The 20,460-nt window shown below is 58.0% G+C and carries 14 protein-coding genes; 7 read left to right on the forward strand and 7 right to left on the reverse strand.

What is annotated here, in order from left to right; translation table 11 throughout:
• Positions 1-210: 210 nt before the first annotated feature.
• On the reverse strand, positions 211-687 hold the full coding sequence (locus tag ACVMDN_RS04515) for an Lrp/AsnC family transcriptional regulator (protein ID WP_456835539.1): 477 nt from the start codon (positions 685-687) through the stop codon (positions 211-213).
• A gap of 319 nt (positions 688-1,006) precedes the next feature.
• Positions 1,007-1,210 (reverse strand): hypothetical protein, encoded by a 204-nt coding sequence (locus ACVMDN_RS04520; protein ID WP_456835538.1) that lies wholly within the window; start codon positions 1,208-1,210, stop codon positions 1,007-1,009.
• Between the two features lie 1,351 nt (positions 1,211-2,561).
• On the opposite strand from ACVMDN_RS04520, the gene ACVMDN_RS04525 reads away from it, so the two are divergent.
• From ACVMDN_RS04525 to ACVMDN_RS04540, 4 genes are all read left to right on the forward strand, one after another.
• Positions 2,562-4,391 (forward strand): alpha,alpha-trehalose-phosphate synthase (UDP-forming), encoded by a 1,830-nt coding sequence (locus ACVMDN_RS04525; protein ID WP_456835537.1) that lies wholly within the window; start codon positions 2,562-2,564, stop codon positions 4,389-4,391.
• Between the two features lie 194 nt (positions 4,392-4,585).
• Positions 4,586-4,882, forward strand: a complete 297-nt coding sequence (locus ACVMDN_RS04530; protein ID WP_456835536.1) for a hypothetical protein — start codon at positions 4,586-4,588, stop codon at positions 4,880-4,882.
• A 133-nt stretch (positions 4,883-5,015) separates the two neighbouring features.
• On the forward strand, positions 5,016-7,157 hold the full coding sequence (locus tag ACVMDN_RS04535) for a prolyl oligopeptidase family serine peptidase (protein WP_456835535.1): 2,142 nt from the start codon (positions 5,016-5,018) through the stop codon (positions 7,155-7,157).
• A gap of 576 nt (positions 7,158-7,733) precedes the next feature.
• Positions 7,734-8,705 (forward strand): LysR substrate-binding domain-containing protein, encoded by a 972-nt coding sequence (locus ACVMDN_RS04540; protein ID WP_456835534.1) that lies wholly within the window; start codon positions 7,734-7,736, stop codon positions 8,703-8,705.
• Positions 8,706-8,719: 14 nt separating this feature from the next.
• On the opposite strand, the gene ACVMDN_RS04545 is transcribed toward ACVMDN_RS04540, so the two are convergent.
• From ACVMDN_RS04545 to ACVMDN_RS04555, 3 genes are all read right to left on the reverse strand, one after another.
• Positions 8,720-9,085, reverse strand: coding sequence for a DUF3088 domain-containing protein (locus tag ACVMDN_RS04545; RefSeq protein ID WP_456835533.1), 366 nt, complete (start codon positions 9,083-9,085; stop codon positions 8,720-8,722).
• A 16-nt stretch (positions 9,086-9,101) separates the two neighbouring features.
• Positions 9,102-10,280: an MFS transporter gene (locus ACVMDN_RS04550; RefSeq protein ID WP_456835532.1), complete on the reverse strand. Its 1,179-nt coding sequence runs from the start codon at positions 10,278-10,280 to the stop codon at positions 9,102-9,104.
• 362 nt (positions 10,281-10,642) lie between these two features.
• Complete coding sequence (locus ACVMDN_RS04555; protein ID WP_456835531.1) at positions 10,643-12,880, reverse strand: tetratricopeptide repeat protein; 2,238 nt, start codon at positions 12,878-12,880, stop codon at positions 10,643-10,645.
• A 986-nt stretch (positions 12,881-13,866) separates the two neighbouring features.
• Between ACVMDN_RS04555 and ACVMDN_RS04560 the strand changes: the two genes are divergently transcribed.
• The 3 genes from ACVMDN_RS04560 to ACVMDN_RS04570 all read left to right on the forward strand — a co-directional run bounded on the left by ACVMDN_RS04560 (position 13,867) and on the right by ACVMDN_RS04570 (position 16,925).
• Positions 13,867-15,495, forward strand: coding sequence for an acyltransferase family protein (locus ACVMDN_RS04560; RefSeq protein ID WP_456835530.1), 1,629 nt, complete (start codon positions 13,867-13,869; stop codon positions 15,493-15,495).
• Between the two features lie 235 nt (positions 15,496-15,730).
• Positions 15,731-15,937, forward strand: a complete 207-nt coding sequence (locus ACVMDN_RS04565; protein ID WP_057016816.1) for a cold-shock protein — start codon at positions 15,731-15,733, stop codon at positions 15,935-15,937.
• Positions 15,938-16,508: 571 nt separating this feature from the next.
• On the forward strand, positions 16,509-16,925 hold the full coding sequence (locus ACVMDN_RS04570; RefSeq protein ID WP_141713236.1) for a hypothetical protein: 417 nt from the start codon (positions 16,509-16,511) through the stop codon (positions 16,923-16,925).
• 682 nt (positions 16,926-17,607) lie between these two features.
• On the opposite strand, the gene ACVMDN_RS04575 is transcribed toward ACVMDN_RS04570, so the two are convergent.
• Both ACVMDN_RS04575 and ACVMDN_RS04580 read right to left on the reverse strand, forming a co-directional pair.
• Entirely contained in the window at positions 17,608-18,585 is a 978-nt protein-coding gene (locus ACVMDN_RS04575; protein WP_456835529.1) for an omptin family outer membrane protease, read from the reverse strand.
• Positions 18,518-19,510 carry an outer membrane protein gene (locus tag ACVMDN_RS04580; RefSeq protein WP_456843687.1) on the reverse strand — a complete coding sequence of 331 codons (993 nt, stop codon included), beginning with the start codon at positions 19,508-19,510 and terminating at the stop codon, positions 18,518-18,520. Before ACVMDN_RS04580 ends, ACVMDN_RS04575 begins: the two co-directional genes overlap by 68 nt.
• Positions 19,511-20,460: the final 950 nt, after the last annotated feature.

Genomic DNA, 20,460 nt, shown 5'->3' on the forward strand with positions numbered 1-20,460 from the left:
GAACGGGGAGATCTGCCGATCTGCCTATGACCAACGAGGCTCCAAAGTGGCTTCGTATAGTCAAGCGATTGCGAGGAGAGTAGGCGGCGCGCCGAGGGTGCGCTCTGGTGACCGGCTTTCTGATCCTGGTCAAGATCATGAAGGGGGCCCACGCGAGAAGCAACGAACTCGATGCCTCGATCGGCGCGGTGAGAGCCGGTATCAGCCAGATCAATCGTCGGAGGGAAGCTCAACTGGAACAGCAAAGCCTGCCTTGACGCGGTCCAATATGACCATCGTTTTGAAGCTCTTGATGTCACGATTTTCGTAGAAGAAGCGCCGCGTGAACTCCTCATACTCCTCCATGGTCCGCGCGGTGATGTACAGGACAAAGTCGGCATCGCCCGTGACGTAAAAGCCATGGACGACGTCGACTGACGATTTGATGGCCTTCTTGAACCTGTCGATGATATCGGCGCTTTCCCGCTCCAACGTCACCAGCGCTAGCACTTGAATAGGTCGTCCGACCGCCTTCGGCGATACAATCGACACGTCAGCTTGGATGATGCCTTCCGAGCGGAGCCTTTTCAAGCGCCGTTGGCACGCGGTAGGAGAGAGCCCAGCCATTTCGCCGATGACATCTGAAGTTAGACGATTATTCTTCTGCACGATCTCGAGAATGCGGGCATCTATCCGATCATATTGCATGACCACCTCCAGCGTGAGGCGAATTTCGCCGCGAGATGAGGGGGCAGCGCAGGAAATCCTCCAAAATGAAACATACGAGGAAATCTTCCATGACAAAGCCTGACCTTGCGCCGGTCTTCTTGCATCGCAATATCCGAGCAAGTGTGAGGGGCAACGGCGCCCGACCTCTGCGCCGTCTCAGAGGTGGGAGCGGCCACGCCGGCTGTTCTGATGTGGCCCAAGCTTTCGGTATTCGTGCGGATGTGAAGCAAAGCGAAGTTGAAACACAACCAGGCGCGCCACGGTGTAAATTCGTGCGGAGACGGCATCTTGGTTGAGCTCAGCCCGCCATCAGGCAGCTGAGAAGCGCGAAGCTAATCGCCTTGTTTGCCTTCAACGGGCGAACATTCAGCTCGAGGGCGACCTCCAGCTCAGTACCGGCGGAAAGTGCTCTCCCTGGCGACCAGGCCGCTAGGTGGAGATTGTTGCCGATCAGCTTCTGCTCCTCTGGTGGGGAAAAATTGAGTCGCTGCTTGCAGTTCATTCCGTTCTCTGCAGCCTCCCGCTCGCAGATCATCCCCATTTGGCGGCCCGATGGAGCTGCGAATACGTCGCAGTGCCTGTCATCCGAGCTGCTCTCAACTCTAAAACACAACATGCGTTCCCCGTGCGCTTTACTCCCGGCGGCCCTCCCGGGATTGTTTGCAGGACGGCCCGCATCTCGCGAACCAACCTTTGTTCTTTGAATTGGATTGGCGTCTCTGCTACCGCGACGCGGCTCAATCGCAGGAAGAAGCTGACGCCGCGGGCAGCACGCGAGCTTCGTCAGCATCCCTGGCGCAGCTGAATTGCCGTCACGGGTCAGCACCTACAGGTTTGCTCAGATCGCCCGGGCTGCTCCTGGTGCCGTCTCCCGCCGCTCAACATCCCGCTCATAGCCGTACTTGCTGCGTCTCCATCCTTGCGTGCTGAGCCTCGGCGAGCCCCTTTATGTTCTCCGCCGTGCAGACGGATCGCTTGGGCCCAACTATGCACCCGAGGTAGGCACTACCAGCGCCGCCGGCTACCTCTGGGATGCCGACAAGCAGTTCTGTCGCTTCGGTGCCGCTCGGAGCGCGGATTGCCCGGCGCGATGCAGACCGCGAACGGCCAGGCCGAAGCCTGCTCGTACCGTATTTTGCTGAAGACGCGAAGCGCTGCGGCTGACAGATCGACTTCGGAGCGAGACTGTTGCTATCGACGCACAAATCTGTACGAAACGAACAAATGCACGTGCGCTCTCCGCCGAAATCCTGACAAAGCGCACTTCGTACCGAGCCATCGACAGCACCACCATGCCGATTTGGTCGAGCTGCAATTTCGCTCGTTCGGCGCGTGGTCGAACGCTCGCATTGTTTGCGCCTCCCGGCGCCCGGCGTCCATCGGCGAGCACGATGCCTGACCGTCCGTAAGCGAAGGGGCATGTCATGGAGATCGGTTCTTGGCAGGGAAGGCCACAATGTCCGTGATTCGTCCCAATCGATAAAAGAAGCGTCGCCGCAACGCGACCTGCTGACGAGCCTCGGCGGATCTCCTGCGATCAAGAAGGATGAGCGCTCGGCTCCTTGTCGGCGTCGAGGCCGATCAGGCAACGCTGTGACCGTAAGAAGGGACGCATGCCTACCACTCTTCAGTGCGGCAAAGCTAAACGCCGTCCTTCCTTCAGATCTGAGGTGCCGGCGCCTCATCTAACACGATCGTGCCGAAGCCCTGGATGAGAGCACTGATGCGGCTATTTGGCTCGCCGGCTGGTCAGATTCCCGAAAGCTAGACCTGCCAACCTGGCGAAGTGGAGCTATCTCGGGGCTGATCTGCGGCTGAATCAAACGCAAACATCGTCTAACGGAGGTTACGAGATGGTTCGAATCCATGGCACGCTCGAAACGGCAACGTTGGATTCCGGCAGTACATCAGGTCGGGCTCAGCAAGATGAAATCATAGACCAGGCGGCCTTTGACCAGCACCTGGAAGGGATACCGCCGGAGCTGGATGAACAAGCCGGTGCAGATCCTTCTGATCCTATTGTCCCGGACGAGGTGGAGGATCGCCTCGATGCGGTCAACCAGCGGCCCGATTTGAAGCTTGTCGTCATTTCGAACCGCGTTGCTCCTTTTGACCCCAATAAACCTCAGACCGGTGGACTCGCCGCAGCCCTAGAGCCGGTCGTTGAACGTTCCGGCGCGGTCTGGGTAGGCTCCTCGGAGAACCGCGGCGACGGGACCGAGCTGCCCCTGCCACTCGTCGAGACCGGTACAGGCCACGTCGCCAGGCTCGAGCTGCCGGCCACTGACTATCCTGGCTACTATCGAGGTTTTTCAAATTCGACGCTTTGGCCAGCATTGCACTCCCTGCCGGACCGAATGTCGGGCTCGCAAGAGGATTATGACGGCTATCAGAAAACCAACGGTTTTATTGCGCGTAGCGTCTTCGACGTGCGAGATCAGGACGTATTCTGGGTGCATGATTATCATTTGCTGCCGCTCGGGGCCAATCTGCATGACCTCGGCATCGAGCGGCCAACCGGCTTGTTCCTCCATACGCCGTGGCCGACACCCGACATGATAGAGCGCGTACCCAATTATCGCGAGCTGATGAAGTCGATGCTGAAATACGATTTGCTCGGTTTTCAGACGAACCGAGATCTGGATAATTTTGTGGCCGGCCTGCGAACCCATTTCGGGCTGGAGAGCAAGGATGGCGTCGTGACAACCGAGCTCGGTCAGACGCGGCTTCAAAAGTTCCCAATCGGTATCGATCCGAAGCAGTTCGCAGAGTATCTTGCGACAGACCTCTCTCCCACAGAACAAGAAAAAATCTCTTCGCTACTGCAAAACTTCGAGGGTGCCAAGTTTGCGATCGGGGTAGACCGGCTCGACTACACGAAAGGTATCGACAAAAGAGTGGAAGGGTTCAATCAACTTCTAGCGGCCGAGCCGCACAGCATCTCGCTATTGCAGATCGCACCGTCCTCACGCGCCGATGTCGAAGAGTACCAGAAATATAAAGACGACGTTGAAACCGCGATCAACCACGTCAATGCCGAGCATGGCACAGACAGGTGGAGCCCGATCCACTACAAGAACGATTCGTTCAGCCAGGCCGCACTCGCGCGGCTTTACCGCGCCGCTCATGTCGGCCTAGTGACCCCGTTGCGCGACGGCATGAATCTCGTGGCGAAAGAATATGTTGCCGCCCAAGACCCGGAGGATCCCGGTGTGCTGGTCCTATCCAAGTTTGCCGGTGCGGCTGAAGATTTCAACGAGAACGAAGCGCTTTTGGTGGATCCGAACCATCCTGAAGAGATCGTAGCCGCTATGTCGAAGGCGATCCACATGCCGCTTGAGGAGCGTGTCACCCGCTGGCGGTCGATGATGGACAAGCTTGAATCCTATACCATCCACGACTGGGCGGCGGACTACGTTCGCGAACTGGACAAAAGCCGCGTCACTGTTCCGGCTGATCAGTTCCATCATCTCGGTCTTGGCTGGACCAACGAAGCTCAAATGCCACTGTACCAGAATTATGCCAAGGCTTTGACTGCTTTCAACGAGGTCGACCCCGCGGATGCCGCCTTGAAGGAGGCTACCTATGCAGATGTTAAGTCAAGCTTTGAGGCGCTGGCGGCTCCACTGATGCATACGCAGGACAGACTCTGGATCCTGCCGGCACCGGATAGCTTCGCTTAATCGTGGTCTCGAACAAGAGTCCGGTGCCCGTGGCGGACTGACGGGGCGAACAGCACACGGCGGATTGCGCTTCTGTAGCAGGCGAGAGGCGCAATACAGGCCTGGCGGCTGGCGCGGCTCTTTCGGACCGCGCTGGCGCGAATGATGAACGCAACGTCGCAGCGGATCCTCACCGTCACGAATCGGAGATCGCCTTGCGCACTGCCATCAGCTTGATCGCGATCCGGTTGCTGATCAACGCACTGCTCTATGTCATGCTGACGCGTGTCGACGAGCTGTCTGATCCAGATCGGAAGATTATACCTCGTATTTGGAGGAGCGTTCCGATGGCGCGCGGGGAGCGTCCTCTGTTCCGGTACTTGGCCGCAAAAGATCTGACGGTGCTGTCTGACACTTGGTCTTGCCGACATCGCCCTGTCTGCTTGGCACCCATTGTCGGCAAGCGGACATCGTCGTGCACCCCTGAGCGGCTGAAACTCGCGGCGCTTTAGTCGGCACGCAGCTTGCAGTGAAGAGTTCGCGAGGGAGCGCGAGCCGAGCCATGTTAAGCGTTGCGTACTTTCCGCGGCTTCTGCTTGACGCGCCAGGCCCGCGTGGCCGCTCGACCTCAGCCGGAGCAAGTCCATGAACACGTCAGTCCTCTCCGCAGCGCTGCTTTCGATTGCCTGCTTCACCTCCGCTGCACTTTCACAGGAGCGTTCTCTTTCACAGGAGCGAAAAGCTGTGGCGGTCACTGACGATCCATTCCTCTGGCTCGAGGAGATCGAAGGACAGGGCGCATTGGCATGGGCGCGTGCCGAGAACGAGAAGACACTCGGGGTGCTCCAGGCGGATCCCCGCTATCGGGTCTTCTACGAACAGGCGCTCTCAATCTTGCAGGCCAAGGATCGAATTCCATACGTTTCGCTGGGGCGTCGCGGGTTGGAGAATTTTTGGAAAGATGAGAACCATGTGCGGGGCATCTGGCGGCGCACCACGCTTGAGAGCTATCGTCGCCAAGACCCACAATGGGAAACCATCCTCGACGTGGACGCCTTGGCGGTTGCCGAGAACAAGAACTGGATCTTTCAAGGCGCCAGCTGCCTTCCGCCTGAAGAGCGACTTTGCCTGATTAGTCTTTCCGATGGCGGCAAGGATGCTGCGTCCATACGTGAGTTCGACCGCGAGACCAAGACCTTCGTTGCGGACGGCTTTCATCTTCCGGAGGGCAAGCAGAGCGTCAGCTGGTTCGATCGTGACACGCTCCTTGTTGCAAGGGACTGGGGCGAGGGCTCATTGACGCAGGCCGGCTACCCGTTCGTGGTGAAGGAGCTCAAACGCGCCCAGCCGCTCAGTGAGGCACGCGAGATCTTCCGCGGCGAGCCCAACGATGTTCGGGCGGTGCCCTTGGTACTTCGTGACAGCGAAGGCCATGTCCATGCGACCGGGGCCATCCGCGCGATCGGGTTTTTCGAGCATGAGTACGTGCTCTTCCGCCCCGATGGGCCGGTCAAACTCAATCTGCCGAAGAAAGCGGAGATTGTAGGCCTCGTGAGTCATCGCCTGCTTGTGAAACTTGACGAGGAGTGGACGCCGTCGGGTGATGTCAGCTTCAGTACCGGCTCGCTGATTTCGTATGACCTGACCGAATGGAAACAGGGTCCGCTGCGCGCCAAAGCCTCGCTACTCTTCAAGCCTGCGCCTCGTCAGGCCCTGAGCGGGGTAAGCTTCACAAAGAACCTGTTGATCCTGACGATCCTGGATAACGTTCAAAGCAAAGCGTTCGCTTACAAGTACGATCAGGGAGCCTGGTCGGCGACGCCGATCCCGCTGCCGGAACATACAAATGTCGGCGTGACAGCCGCTTCCGACGAAACGGACCAGGCCATGTTCGCCGTCTCAAGTTATCTCAGGCCAACGTCGGTCTGGTGTTTTGATGCCGAAACTCAAAAACTCGAGGAATTGAAGACAACACCTACGGCCTTCGATGCGTCCAAGCATGTCGTAGAGCAGTTCGAAGCGACTTCGCGTGATGGCACGTCAATTCCGTATTCTCTGGTGCGACCGAAAAACGCAAGGTTTGACGGTGCCATCCCGACCCTTCTTTATGGCTATGGCGGATTCCAGGCCTCGCTTCTGCCCTCTTATCTGGGTCCTGTGGGGCGGCTCTGGCTCGAACAGGGCAATGCCTATGTCGTTGCAAATCTTCGCGGGGGCGGCGAGTTTGGCCCGCAATGGCATCAAGCAGCCCAGCGGGCGGCCAAGCAGACGACATGGGATGATTTCATCGCCGTTGCCGAGGACCTGATCCGCCGGAAGATCACAACTCCGCGCCGGCTCGGAGTCATTGGCGGCAGCCAGGGCGGGCTACTCGTTGGCACCGCAATCACCCAACGTCCCGAGCTCTTCAACGCGGCGATCATTCAGGTTCCGCTGTTTGACATGCTTCGATACACCAAATTGGGTGCCGGCGCTTCCTGGATCGGCGAGTACGGCGATCCCGCTTTTCCCGAACAGCGCGCGTGGATCGAAGGCTATTCGCCCTATCAGAAACTGGTGCCGGGCAAGCCATACCCCGCGCCTTTAATTCTGACCTCCACCAAGGACGATCGTGTGCATCCCGCGCACGGCCGCAAGGCTGCAGCAAAGCTCGCCGCCCTGGGCCAGCCTTACTTTTACTACGAGAACATCGATGGGGGACACAGCGCCGCGGCCAACCTCATCGAAACGGCGCGTCGATTGGCCCTTGAATACACCTATGCATCGAGGCGGCTTTGTTCTGAATAAACCGGCGGACAGGCTAATCGAACCAGGCTCCAGACGATTCATGATCTCTGGTCATCACGTCCGACAAGCTGAATCATCGAGGCGAGATGCGAGGCGATAGTCAGAACCAGCCAATCGACGGGCAAGATGCTGCAGATTTTCAAGGGGAACCGGACCAATTCCGACGCTGCTAGAGGTGTTCGAAGACAAGCCCGCAATGTCCAGTTCGTCATGCAATATGGCTGGCCAGGCACCTCCCCATGAAGGAAGAAGTTTTGCTGAGCCGGATTGGCCCACGAGTAGCTATTCCAAACCTGAAGCTCCGTCCTGGCTTTTCTGGAGAAATCGCGCCGCGATGAACCCTGCACCGAATGGAGGGAACCCAAGATTCGAAAGTCTGTGTACCTGATCGATATCTGACCCCGCGGGTGGGGTAGGAAGCCAGGTCGTTGAGTTCGCCGTGATAGGCCGACCCGAAAGAAGTCTCAGTCGTGCGCGGTCCCGGCAGTCAGCGATGGCGGTTGCCGATGCTGCAGAAAATCGGCGGACACTTCAGGGCTCCACAACAGCTATCCCAGCGAGAGGCAGGAAAGAAAGATGCGCAAGCTACCGATCTTGAAAAGCCTCCATCTGTTTGAGGCAGTCAGCGAATTTCCAAGCTTCTCAAGGGCAGCCGAGCGGCTAAACATGACCACCGGCGCGGTAAGCTACCAGATGCGCCTGCTTGAGGATTGGTTCGGCAGGAGACTATTCGTGCGCCATAGTTCCGGAGTGCGGCTGACATCCGACGGCGAACAGCTCAAGCGCAGCTGCGCGAGCGCGTTCACCATGCTCGAGAAGGGATGCTACGAGCTACGAAGGCGTCATGCAGGACGTTCCGTCGTGGTCGGTTGCTCAACCACATTTTTGTCGCACGGCCTGTTGCCCCGTATCGGTCGATTCCGTAAACTCTATCCGGACATTGACCTTGTCTTTGAAACCGAAGCCGATCTTGACGCGCTCGCTGTTGGTGCGTTGGACGTATTGTTTGTCGTCGGCCCGCTGAAGCGGCCGCTTCCCGTCCGCGAGGTGCACGCTTCAAATGAGATGATTGGCCCAGTCTGTGCGCCAGCGACGCTCGAGGCGATCAAAAGTCCGGAAGATATTCTTTCTATCTCTCTGTTGCACGAGGCCGACAGGCTGGACGCCTGGAGCGAATGGGCCAGCGCAGCTGCAATATGCTTGCAGACACCCCGCAAGGTCGTGTTCGATACATTTTCCTTGACTATGGAGGCGGCAAAAAGCGGGCTGGGAGCGGCAATATCCTCGCAAATCCTGGTCAGAAGCAACCTTGAGAAAGGAGAGCTTGTCGCTCCATTTGGCTTCGTGCCGGTTAATCGCTCAATCTACATGTTCGTCAATGGGCACGCGCGAAATAACGCGGCTGTCAAACGGTTTGAGCGCTGGGCGCTGTCAGAAATAATGGGCCGGGACGATCAGCCATCGCCCTTCGAAGTCCCAACTCGGCAGATCGAGCAAGCCGCTCACTCGAAGCGTCCGGATAGGCCGTTACTGGCATCAAGTCGTTGACGGCCATCATAGGCCTACAAGGTGCGGACTGTTCGAGGGTAAGGCGCCGGAAATCCGTGGCGCGCGGCCAGAAGATGAAGGATTGCAAATGGTTCGTCGACATAGGCGCGGCCGTTCACGTAACTCGCATTCTCTGGTAAAGAACTTCCCTGCTCTAAAATCAGAACTGGCGCGGACTGATGATCCTGCCCAAGCCTCTCGATGAGCGCGGCTCGTGGCCTCGCCCAGGAAATCCGACGAACGTCGAGCCTCGTAGCGCAGCCTGGAAATGCGGACAGCAACCCGTCCAGCAGCAAGCAGTGCCAGCAATAGAATTGCTGTCCTGGCAGGGTCGGATCTGAAAACGGGCGCTCTAAAAGGAACAGCTGATCCCATGGCATGATGTAGACCCCTGATCTAGCGATCGCCAGGCCATGAAGTTTGAGAGCCCCTTGAAGTGACGACGGCGAAGGTCGCAACCGCAAATGCTAGAAATGCGCTCCCCGCGCATAGGAGGACGACCATGGCGAAGGAAAGACGATCACCCAAAAGCGACAAAGCAATGCCATTTCCCGCAACGCCGCTATAGGTGCAACATTGAAATAGCCCTGAAAGACGACCGGCTCGGTCGGGAGCCACTGAAGACACCATGTGCGCGTGAGCGGCGGCCGCAAATATTTGGCCAAACCCAAGCATCGCGCTGCTGGACACGATTGTCATAGGCAGACCCGCATCGAGTGACATCATTGCAAGGGACACCGCAAGCAGCACTGCGGCCCCGGCGATGGTTGGCAAGGCCCCCAACAGCTCGAAGATCGGCTTGACGGCGAGCGCGCCCAGCAAGGCAAAAACGCCATTGCTCATGACGATCGTCAGTAGCACGGTTTTATCGAGAACCCCGTCAGCTGTGGCACGTATCGCGGGATAGACATTGATGATGCCGGCGCCGAGATTGAGCAGAAAGACAGCAAGGAATGCGGGATAGAGTGGTGCCAAGTCAAGGATGGTACCCGAAGGCCGCGCCTCAAGGACTGCCGGTGTCCTTCTGAACTGCTGCTTGATGCCAAGAAGCACGATAAAGGAGAGAATGATCGCCGATATGTTGAACGCCAAAATGCCAGGCAAGTGCAATTGATCGGAGAGCATGGCACCTGCAGACATTCCCAAGAGATAGGTGAGCCAGTCGATATTGGCGATGTTGCGCAGCACCGAGATCATGCCGTCTTCCGACGTAATACGACGGAAGAAGGAAACTTCTGCAGATAAGTAGACGGGCTGAACCAGGCTCAGGACGGCCATCGCGGCATAGCTCAAAAATGAATCGGCTTCGTCGCTACCGAAGATGGCGAGCAGCGCGCATACGCGAACCGCATTGACGATCATCATGGCTGAGATCGGATCGCCTCTGTCGACCAGCGGCGACAGGAAGAGGCTCCCGAGCATGATAGGCGCAAAAGTGACCGCAATGCCTATACCCGCGGCGCTCATGCCGGATTGCAGAAGGCCGATCAGAATGCCAATTCGGAACGCCCAGCCGCCAATCTGGATGATCAAATGCGAGAGATAGACGAACTGCCGTGTGCTCGCCCCACTCATCGTTGACCCAGCTCATCGAGCATCGTCGAGTGGATATCCCTTGACCCAAAGCCGAAGATGAATGGCATTGGTCTAGTTCGGCGACATCGGTGCGATGAGACCACAAGGGGACGACGAACCCTCTCGCAATAGGGCGGCTTGGCAAAAGACATCTCACCCACCTATCAACCTCCCCGCGGAGTTCGGTCATTGCCAGAAGATGCCGGCCGACGCGTTCCCCTTGCCGGTGAGCCTGACCTTCAGCGCTTGCCGCAACATTCGCTAGACCCCCGCGAATCTTTGAGGTGCAGCACCCATTTCCTTAGCGATCCTGTCGCGCGCCGCTCGGCTTTGACGGCAAGGAATGCACACGAGCGGCAAGCTCATGACTGGGCGGAAGACGCGGAAGCTTGGTCCCGCCGCGAAGCCAGGTCAGCTTGCAGATTTGTCCGGATGTGCTCACGAGTGAGGAGGTAGTCCGGATCTCCCCCAATCTCGACGGCGACCGTGGCATGGTTCAGCGATAGATCCGGCCGGCCCTCGTTGAAGTACTCGATGGCGAGATTGTTGTGCGTGGGCGCATACCGAGGATTGAGTCCAAGGGCCCGAAGATAGTGCTCGATGCTCTCCTTCGCCTTGCCAAGCTCGGAATAGGCAAGGCCGAGGTTGCTCTGCAAATCGGGATTTCTGGGATTGATCTCGGCTGCCGCCAGATAGGACTCCAGAGCAGCGTTCGGCCTATCTTGCCGCAGCAAGATGTTGCCCTTCTCGAAGTGAGCTCGCCATTCATTCGGCTTGATGACAAGTGTCCTGTCGAGATCGGCCAGGGCGCCCGCGGCATCTCCCATTCTGTTGCGAAGGGTGGCCCTGTTCAGATGAGCCTCGTAATAGGGCGGGCAAAGCTCAATGGCACGTGCATATGCCTCGAGAGCCTCAGCGTCTCTTCCGGCTACTTTCGAAAGCAGGTTACCCAGGTCATTGTGATACTCTCCATAATAGGGATCGTAGGCAATGGCCTCACGCAACTGCTTCTCAGCCCGAGGAAGGTTGTTGATGAGTTCATAGACCTGGCTGGTGTTGTAGATCAGAATCGACTGATGCAGCCTGAAGCGCTCGTCGCCATACACTTTGAGCATCTTGCCGAGGCCTTCCGCGCAAAGGGCGAGAGCTTCTTGATACTTTTCCTGCTTGGCCTTGATGTAGGCATAGGCGTTCTCCGCAAACACCTTGATGTAATCGTACTTGTCGTGGTTCTTGAAGTCACGCTCGATAACTTCCAGGTTTCGTACGGCGTACTCCTCGGCCACCGTGAGATTGACCGGCTGCTGATAGCGTCCATACGTCATTGATTGGGCGTAGAGAACCGTTGGCGTGTATCGGCTCTTCGGGAAGGTCTTGTAGAATTCATCCAGATACGGAACCGACACGCGCCCGCAGCCAAGCGAATACAGCACAAAAGCCGCGTTGATGAAGGCGGCGTTCACCGGAGCATCGCCCGAGCCGTGGGTGCGAAGCGCAGGATCGGCGACAATTTCCCCGAAGTAGCTAAACCACAGATCATACAGGCCGATGCTTTGAACGATCTGGCTCGGCTCTGCAAGTAGTTCCGTACGCTTGAATTTGTCCCGTATTGACAGCGCATGAAGCATCACGAGCGGCGCCTCGCCGGCCAAATAGCGGTCCAGGCAAGCGCGGTGCAGCTGCTCGTGCAGATGATCTGCAGTCGCCTGCTCGAAGATTGCATAGTTTCGCTGCGCGATCAGATCGGGCGTGGTGCAATCGGATTCAATGTAAGATTTGAGAAGGCTATGCCGTTCCCCGGTGTTGAGGCTCGCCAGATAGAGATCCACGGTCGCGGTCGGATCGAGATAGCCGACGACTGGTAATCCTGCTGCCGCGCATTTGCTCAAGGCTTCCGCAATCAACGGATTGCCGCCGCTTGCCTCGTAGATCTTCCGTCGTTTCTCGGCAGGTAGGTCTCGATCAAGGATCGTGCCCAACTCTTGCGAGCTATATCTGCCGAAATGAACTTCGCTGGCCTCCGGAAAATAGAGGCGTTGTTCGTAATCGATCAGGACAAACCGAAACAGCCGCGCATTGTCGTCCAGCCTGACGAGTAGTTTGATCAGATTCTTGGCCGAGCCGGACAGGGCCGCCGCCCGGTCGATGACGATGATGTGACGTTCGTGGAGCTGTTGGGCGCACTTGATCAGGAATTCGGCTAGTCCGACCAGGAGCTTGTTTTGATATTCATGATGATAAAACCGGGTACGCTCCTCCTTGCTCGAAGTATTGGTGAGATCCTTCGGCACGGTAAAGGCGTCGCTGTTGAGAAGAGGGAATAGCCGCTTCAAGGATTGTTGTGCCGCCTCAACCAGTTTTGGCTTATTCTCTTTGGCCCACCTCAGTTCGGCGTCGATGAGCGCTTGCAGTCCGGCAAGATAGCCGCCGGTCCGCCAGTCGCCGTCAGTGATAGAGAAGTTAGAATTGGAGCTCGCGAGTGCCGATTTGATCGTCGGCACCGGAGCCATACCCGGTTCTACCTTCAAAATCGTAATCCGACTGAGCTCGACAGATGATGATATGGCTGGAAGCACGCGCTGCTGGATCAAATCGGCCATTGTACTCTCCCGAACTGTCACAAAGGAGGGTGGTCGAAAGGACCACCCTCCAATGCCGCTATGCTCTGATCAGGTAGACGCATTCAAGGCATCATCGCACCAGCCTAGAGCGTCCCCGTGTACGGAGTGGTGGTACGGATGGTGGTCTTGATCTCGGCGATCTTCTTTCTCATCACGTGTTCCTTTCCTTCTCTGGCACGCCAGACCCAAGCGAAAGCGCGGCCAGTCGTGCAGGGAAAGAATAGTGAATTGGTGCACCAATCCGCAGCGAGATTCCTTGTCAGTCGCTGTCAAAAAGATTGAACGCCCGGCTCGGACCGGCTGGGCTTGCCGACGCAAAGTTGCGCCCTTGTTTTCGAGATGCGTCCAGGTATCGCGATCTCACTCAGCAGCCTTTGGCCAACTGGTTGCGGGACGTAAGATGACCCTCGCCGCAAGGAATAACGAGGATGGGCACCTTGTGCGCTCCTGCACAGGACCTCCTAGCGGCTGTTGATGATAGCCTTCGCGCTCTCTCCCAAAGGACGTGACCTGGCGCATCGACCCGTTGTGAGGCTGCCAGTCACGAATGACAGCGCGTTGCCTTGAGCTGGAGTTTCATCGGGTACCTTGCGCCCGCCTTCTTGGCAGAGGGAGCAAATTGGCTTGCCACGCCCATTCAGGAAGCAGTCCGGTGAGACAATGGCGCGTTCAGACATGGCAGTCATTGGTTAGGGCCGTAGCTTGGGCCGGAGCCGGTCGGAATAGCGGCCTTGATCCGAGCAGCCCTACCAGAATGCAGAGTTTCAGCGCTAGCCGGATTCTCACTAAGCTGCACGGGCGCTCTGATAACCGATTTGACCTTCCGAAGGAGTTTGGCTGATCGCATGGCTCGCTCGCGCGATGCGATCAGTCGTTCTTGCCTTTAGCGTTCTGTCCAGCTGCGTGCCTTTGGTGCCATCGATCGCCAGGATTTGTACCCACCTCGCAAATGACGAGCGACATCGATGGTTAAGCAGATACCCGCGCTGACCGGTATCCGGTTTGTCGCGGCAGCAGCGGTGGCATTGTCTCACGGCGGCAGCCTGTTCCTGCAGGGACCCAGTCTCGGACTTGATATCAGCGTCGGGACACTCGGCCTGCTCGGGATGTCCATCTTCTTCACCCTGAGTGGTTTTGTCATTCAATATAACTATGGCAGCTCGATTGTGGGCAGCCCACGGAAAGCGATCCCGGACTTTCTCGTGGCGCGCTTAGCGCGAATCTATCCTCTGTTCGTTGTTCTGTTTCTGATCGAATTACTGACCGGACCGATGGTCTGGCCGTGGCTTCTTGGAACCAAGCCGCCGGCCGAAGGATTCTCAACGCACCTTGTCCCGTTTCAACTTGGGATGGTTCAAAGCTGGTTTTTCGCAAATGTTGCCGGTGTCGCCCCCGTTTGGCAGTACGAAGAGGTCGGCATCGTCTCCTGGTCAGTGAGCACCGAATGGTTCTTCTATCTCGTTTTTCCGCTCGTTTGCCCTCTCCTTGCGCGGATCAGAACTGTGCCCGCCGCGTTTGTTTTCGCCATTGGAGCCGTCGCAATCGAGCTTGGCATTGACCTTACCGTGCTCATGCTGCAGGGCCGCATCAATCTGTTTGCGCTTCACGCCTATGGAACCGAGGCGGCTCTGCCGAACTGGAAGAACACGCTCATCCTCTGGATCGTCTACTTTTCGCCGTTTTGCAGGGTGTGGGAGTTCATTGTTGGCTGTTGCTTGGCAAGGCTTCATGAAGTGTGGTTGGCGCAGGATTTCAGGCCGTCTCGCGCTCTGCTCGACATCGCGGCAGTTGTTGGCGTCTGTGCGATTGGTTGGGTGTTCTGGTTTACCGCCCACAAGCCGCCATTTGGCGCTTCCATGAGCCTGTTCGATATTGCACGCAACAATATCGCCCTGGCGGCCCCGGTTGCGCTCATCCTTGTCGCGGCGGCTCAGCCCAGCAGCACTGCAGGACTTCTGTTGTCAGCAAGGTGGCTTGTCTTTCTGGGGGAGGCCAGCTTTGCCCTTTATCTGATACACATCATCATCTTCCGGCGTTTTCCGGTGGTGCGTTGGGAAACGGCTAGCCAACTGCTTGGCCATCTCGGTGCGCTCGCTCTTGCTTTCGCCCTGGCGACTTGCGCCGCGATCCTGTTGCATTTCGGCTTTGAGGTACCGGCCCGCAGGCGAATTCGCGGTGCCTATCAGGCAGCCTCGGCGGAACCGCGCAGGCTCCTGGTGCGATTGGGAACCGTCGGCTTTGCCGCACTTGTCGGTGGGGCCGCCGCGTATGCACTGCGGGATGCGACCGGGAATGCCATCACGCAATCTGGTATTTCTGTTGTCTCCGGCACGTATGGCGGCAATTGCCGCTGGATGTCAGCGCGCGGCAACACCACGGATGCGCTTGCAGAAGCCTGTAATGGCAAGAGCGAGTGTACGTTTCGTACAGAGGCGACACGGATTGCTGATCCTGCGCCGGGCTGCGTAAAGGAATTTTCCGTCGCCTGGTTCTGCAAGGGAGATCGCAGCATTCGCTCCAGCTCGGCTCCGGAAGCGCATCCTACTTCGTCGGCTCTGCAACTATCATGTAACAAGGTGGCGCGCGATGATTAAGCCGCGGGCTGAACGCCCATCCGGTTCCCGCTTCCCTGAAGCGAGGTTCTGCGACGTCAGGGTCTTGCAGTCGGCCGCCGTACAAAAGAGGTGTGTGTGCGTGTCGGCACTTTGGTCATCGGGCAAAAGGCTGAGGGCGTGACTTCCGGAGCGGACGAGCGTCTTTTTGCCGCCCATCTTGATGGCCGCAAGACTCTTCGCTAGATCACGAACGTTCACTGATGGAGATGCCGCCGTGGCAATGGGTATTGTGAAGTGGTTCAATTCCAACAAAGGGTATGGCTTTATTCGGCCGGAGGACGGAAGTGCCGATGTCTTCGTGCACATCAGTGCCGTGGAAAAGGCCGGTTACACCACCCTCGAAGAGGGGGCTCGGGTCAGTTACGAGCTCAAGGCCGGGCGCTCGGGCAAGGCGTCAGCTGAGGATCTTCGGGTTGGCTGATTGACGTGCGCCTCCGGGCTGCCTTCTGCAACCTGTGATCTTGCCCCTGTCCGGCGATGCCTCGTGTCTGGTGCGCCGGGCGGTCCTTTACGATCGTCGCTTCCAACTGAGGCTTTGCCGCAAGCCCCTTGGCAGGTTCAATCAAGGCACTGCTCGCCGGTGCCAAGCAGTTCCAGATTCTGCTCGCCTTGGTGCAGAGTGGACCTGACACAATATCCTCGGTGCCATGAATGGTCCGAACCGTACACTCCTGCCCAGCGGGCCAGGAGGTGTACGCCGCGCATGTCTCACAGCAACTTACTGCACCCGCCGACGCAAAGCTTGTGCTGTCGATTCTGAAGGAGCTCACCGAGCGGAATTTGTCCGTTATGGACGATACGAGCCTGCGGCGCTGACATCTTTGCCCGCGCGAGGACCGCTCGCGCATGAGCCGGCGAGCGATTTCAGGACGCCGGCGCGCCGGGTTAGCCAATATAGTAGAGGTTAACGGCGCCATGCTGTTGACGATGCGCCCCAAGCCTTGATCCATTGTAGGGGAACTGCACCACACAGCCCATCGGAGACACGGCAAGTGTCGTTCCAGCTGACCGTCCTGAAAGTGCTGGCCGGTCAGCCCACCGGGCGGGCCTCTGTTGCCGAAGTCCGACGCGCCGTGGAGATCCTGATGAACAGCGGCCGCGACTGGACCGATCGCATGAAGCGGTTGGCCGAACATGCGCCGGATCTGAATATCTTTTCGGCGAGGTTTGTCGTTCGTGACGCTCTCGGCTGGGAAATCACGCAGGAGGGCCGGCAATTCCTGTCTGCGCTCGAAAAGGCCGTCGCCGATCAAAGAGAGCTGCTTCGATCGACCATCGATCCCTCATTCAGCGAAGTCGTTGCGCAAGCGGTCACGGATGCAACAAATTCACTTATTGCTCCCCGCAGTCGCCATCCGAGCTCGCGGCGACGCCGCAGGAAAGGTCGATCTAGTCGACGGACAGCATGAAGCAGGGTTGCCTTAAATGGGACCCGCACCGGGGACGAGGCGGCGCGGCACTTAACTTGGCAAAAATGCCATCGTCCTCGCGCAGCATCGATCAAATCTACATTTCCTCTTGATGGGCCCGGAACGATTGTCTTTTCCGGTCGGAGAAAGCCCTGCGCGTGAGCCGTTGCTAATGTCATGACAGATTTGGCCCCTGTCACGGCCGAGCCTGGAGGCATCAGAGGAGCGGAGCATTGAAGGGCGGTGTCCTCGCCGCTTCTGAGCGCTTCACGGTGGTCGTTCCGCCGAACAGGACCAGCTCGTGCAAAGTCGTCTGGCGGAAAGGACAAGGACGCCGTCCCGCTCGTTGCTGAATGAGGCGAGCGCTTGCTTCCCAACCACTTAGGAAAATATCTTGCAGTGTAACCTCGTTCATATGCAGTCCCGCTTCTCAACTGGCATTATCGGCGAGGCAATATCTGGTAGGATGTCATGGACGACGAGTTTTGTAGAGAGAGGGCGCGGACCGTGCGGGAACTTGCCGAGCAAGCTGACCCATTCATCAAGGTGCGCTTGTTGCGGCTGGCCGCCAATTACGAACGGCGCGTTGGTCAGCCAGAGAAATCAGCTCGAGATTGCGCTGACCGGCCGGTACGGAGGTCACCCATTCGCCCGTCCTAAATTGAGAGATGGCGCTTACGAGTCACCCCCGGGCCGCGATCTTTTTCCGTGATGCACTTGTGCCGATCCTCGCAGCTGACCGGCAATCTAAAGATGCCGGCTGGACAGCTCCGGCGGCTCGTCGAGGAGTTGAGAGCCCGGCCCGGTTAGCGCTGGTATGCCACCGCATCGCCCTGAACGCTCTGGCCTCACAACGTCGGTACCCAGCGCTGGCCCGCCGCCGCAGAATAATCGGCCCGCGCTCAGCGCATTGCGGCTTGCAATGACGCGCCGCAAAGACCGCAGCACCTTCAAACAATAACTCCATGCTGATAAACCGGGTCCTCACTCGTTCGCTCGACGCTGTCAAAGCACGAGCCCGACATATTAAGGGGCTGGCGCCCATTCTGGCGCCGGCGTCGATGCTGATGTTGTTGGTGATGAAGTAGGACAACACGCCTTCAATCTGGACTCCGCCGCCACCGTTGCCGCGTTGTTCAGCAAAAGTGGTCAAGTCGCGCAAGAGGTGATAGTCGCGCCCCTTGAAATCGGTCCACGGCAGGTACGCGACATCAGCGCTCACGCGCCAACGCTCGGTCAACATGATTTCGGCGCTCATGCCGATCCGGGGCGCATTCCATTGAGTATCCTCGCCGCCGATGACCCTGTTGTCACCCGAGCTAAGACATGAAGTAAGGGGATTTGCCATCTGCACGCATCCCCTCGAGTCCGAGCTCTGGCCGTAATAGGTCCAGCCTACAAATCCGCCGAACTTGTAGTCGGTACCGCGCAAGAAATCGTAACCGACGTCGGCCGTGTAATATGTGAACCTTCCATTTGCTTGCCCTGATACCGTGTTGACATACGAGCCGCCCCAATCTTCATCGTTCATGTTTCCTTTGTTGAACTGCCCGAGGCCAATATTGCTCTTCAGGAACACACCCCAGGGGCTCTCAAGGCGGCCGAATAACTCTCCCGAAAGTCCGTCCAGTCCGTGATAAGTGAGCCTCGATAAGAGCATGCTGGGATCTTGAGATCCGCCATGGGGCACTGCGTCCCATTGGAATCATCCCCGACTGAGCCAGAGCCGGGAGCCGCCTTCGAATGACCAGCCGGTCACGTAGGGAACGGGCGGCACGCTGACGGGTGCCTTCGCGTATGGCAACGTATCGGACCAGTGCGTCGCCTGCCGGTCGGCGTCGAAATGGTAGTTCAGACCAATCTTTCCGATGTGATAGTTGCTGGACAGATTGGTTGTGTTCGGCGGCAGAATTGCAGACGGGAACTGGACTGTCGCAGCGGTCGCGACACCTGGTCCGCCAAAAATGCAGATAGTCATACTCAACGTTCACCGACCATGCAGGCGTCAGGGCTCGCTCGACGCCGAGCCCGATGACGCCACCGAGGCGACCATAGTCGAAATGGGTTTTCTCCTGCGGCAAGCCGCCGCCTTCAAGGTTGTTGACGACGTCGCCTCGATTGTTTTGCCAGGCTACGCCCGCCTTGAGATAGGCAAGCGTATGCCCGAGTGCTCCAAAGGCGTAACCGACGCGACCGGTCCCGGTGGCAAAGAGACTCGGACCTGCCTTGCAGTTTGCGCTCACGACGAAGCCCGAAGGGGCAAGGCATGTATTTGTGCCCTCGGAGACAGCGCCGCTGACATCGAGCTCGATGCCGAACACCCAGCTGTTATTCTGCCAGTTGTAGCCGATCTGGCCACCTGCAAGGAACGCCGGGGTATCGACGACGCCGCCATAAATTGATGGACCATACGGATTGCTAAAGGAGGTTCGACCGTACCCTCCGCCGACGTGCCCGCCAATATAGCCGCCCGACCAATTCCACACCGCCCTTGGCAGTGTCGCTTCTGACTGGTGCGCCTTGGCTACGCCGCTTGCGACGAGCGCAATTGTCATGGTCCCAAAAAGAAAAACTCCAGCTCGCATCAAAGATTGCCTTCTCTTTCCCGGGTCACGAGCCCGCTCATTAAGTATCGCCACACGACAAATCGTCGGAGTAGACCAGACAGGCGGTAACGCATGGCGAGGTCGTCCCGAAGATCACCGCACGACGATTGGTGATGATGACCCGACAAAGCAAAACCGCGCGCCAAACTGAATTCCCATATTCGAAGGAGTTTCGTAAAACTGTGTCGCGTCAGCTTCCTGACAATGGTTTCAAGCCTGACATCGAAGCATCCGGATGAGACACGGGTCGCAGCAGCGCTTGTTGAAATCGCCATCCAAGGAGAAGCAGAGAGCACGAAGACGAACGCGCGGCGCTGAGCTTATTGCACGAGGATTTCCGGCGGCGCTCGGTCATGAAAGAGCAGGGCTAATTTGCTACTTGGCAAAGCTCAGCGATCCAAAGGCGAGGTCAGCATTAGTTCGGTCCGCCGGCTGCAGACCAGCTTCGCGAAGACGGCTCTCCTGGTGCCATTCGGTATCTCGTAGCCACCGCGAGGAAAGATCCGGCTCACGAGCAATGACCCTCGCTCCGCAGCAGCGTCGCACGAACGGTATGTCGCCCGCTGCGCGCGAATGTAGATGGCCAGAGCACGAAATCAGTATGGCCAGTGAGCGCAGATCGGTGAACTCGTATGGTTCATTGCGCGAGAAGTCGGAACTGGAAGCAGCACCATATTGTCGGTGGGCGGGTTCGGCCCGAACCGCACGCTGGTGCGCAACAAGCCAGCAGATGTGCGCATGCGTTACCGCAAGTGATAACGATGCGCTGGCGGCTTGCTCGAACGCGATCCGAAGTCTGGCGAAGTGAGACGCTGGGCGAGCGCCACGGAAACAATACGTTCTCGCAAAGTGACGTGAAAGCGAAGCCGCCTTAGCGGGCGGAGCATCTGAGACCGGATGGTTGTGCATCAACATACCTAAAGGAAGAA

Source organism: Bradyrhizobium sp. USDA 4510, from assembly GCF_054059095.1.

Bases quoted from the DNA above. Each gene is read 5' to 3' on its own strand.
- ACVMDN_RS04515 (WP_456835539.1), bottom strand. From the start codon at position 687: ATGCAATATGATCGGATAGATGCCCGCATTCTCGAGATCGTGCAGAAG.
- ACVMDN_RS04520 (WP_456835538.1), bottom strand. From the start codon at position 1,210: ATGAACTGCAAGCAGCGACTCAATTTTTCCCCACCAGAGGAGCAGAAG.
- ACVMDN_RS04525 (WP_456835537.1), top strand. From the start codon at position 2,562: ATGGTTCGAATCCATGGCACGCTCGAAACGGCAACGTTGGATTCCGGC.
- ACVMDN_RS04535 (WP_456835535.1), top strand. From the start codon at position 5,016: ATGAACACGTCAGTCCTCTCCGCAGCGCTGCTTTCGATTGCCTGCTTC.
- ACVMDN_RS04540 (WP_456835534.1), top strand. From the start codon at position 7,734: ATGCGCAAGCTACCGATCTTGAAAAGCCTCCATCTGTTTGAGGCAGTC.
- ACVMDN_RS04545 (WP_456835533.1), bottom strand. From the start codon at position 9,085: ATGCCATGGGATCAGCTGTTCCTTTTAGAGCGCCCGTTTTCAGATCCG.
- ACVMDN_RS04550 (WP_456835532.1), bottom strand. From the start codon at position 10,280: ATGAGTGGGGCGAGCACACGGCAGTTCGTCTATCTCTCGCATTTGATC.
- ACVMDN_RS04555 (WP_456835531.1), bottom strand. From the start codon at position 12,880: ATGGCCGATTTGATCCAGCAGCGCGTGCTTCCAGCCATATCATCATCT.
- ACVMDN_RS04560 (WP_456835530.1), top strand. From the start codon at position 13,867: ATGGTTAAGCAGATACCCGCGCTGACCGGTATCCGGTTTGTCGCGGCA.
- ACVMDN_RS04575 (WP_456835529.1), bottom strand. From the start codon at position 18,585: ATGCTCTTATCGAGGCTCACTTATCACGGACTGGACGGACTTTCGGGA.
- ACVMDN_RS04580 (WP_456843687.1), bottom strand. From the start codon at position 19,510: ATGCGAGCTGGAGTTTTTCTTTTTGGGACCATGACAATTGCGCTCGTC.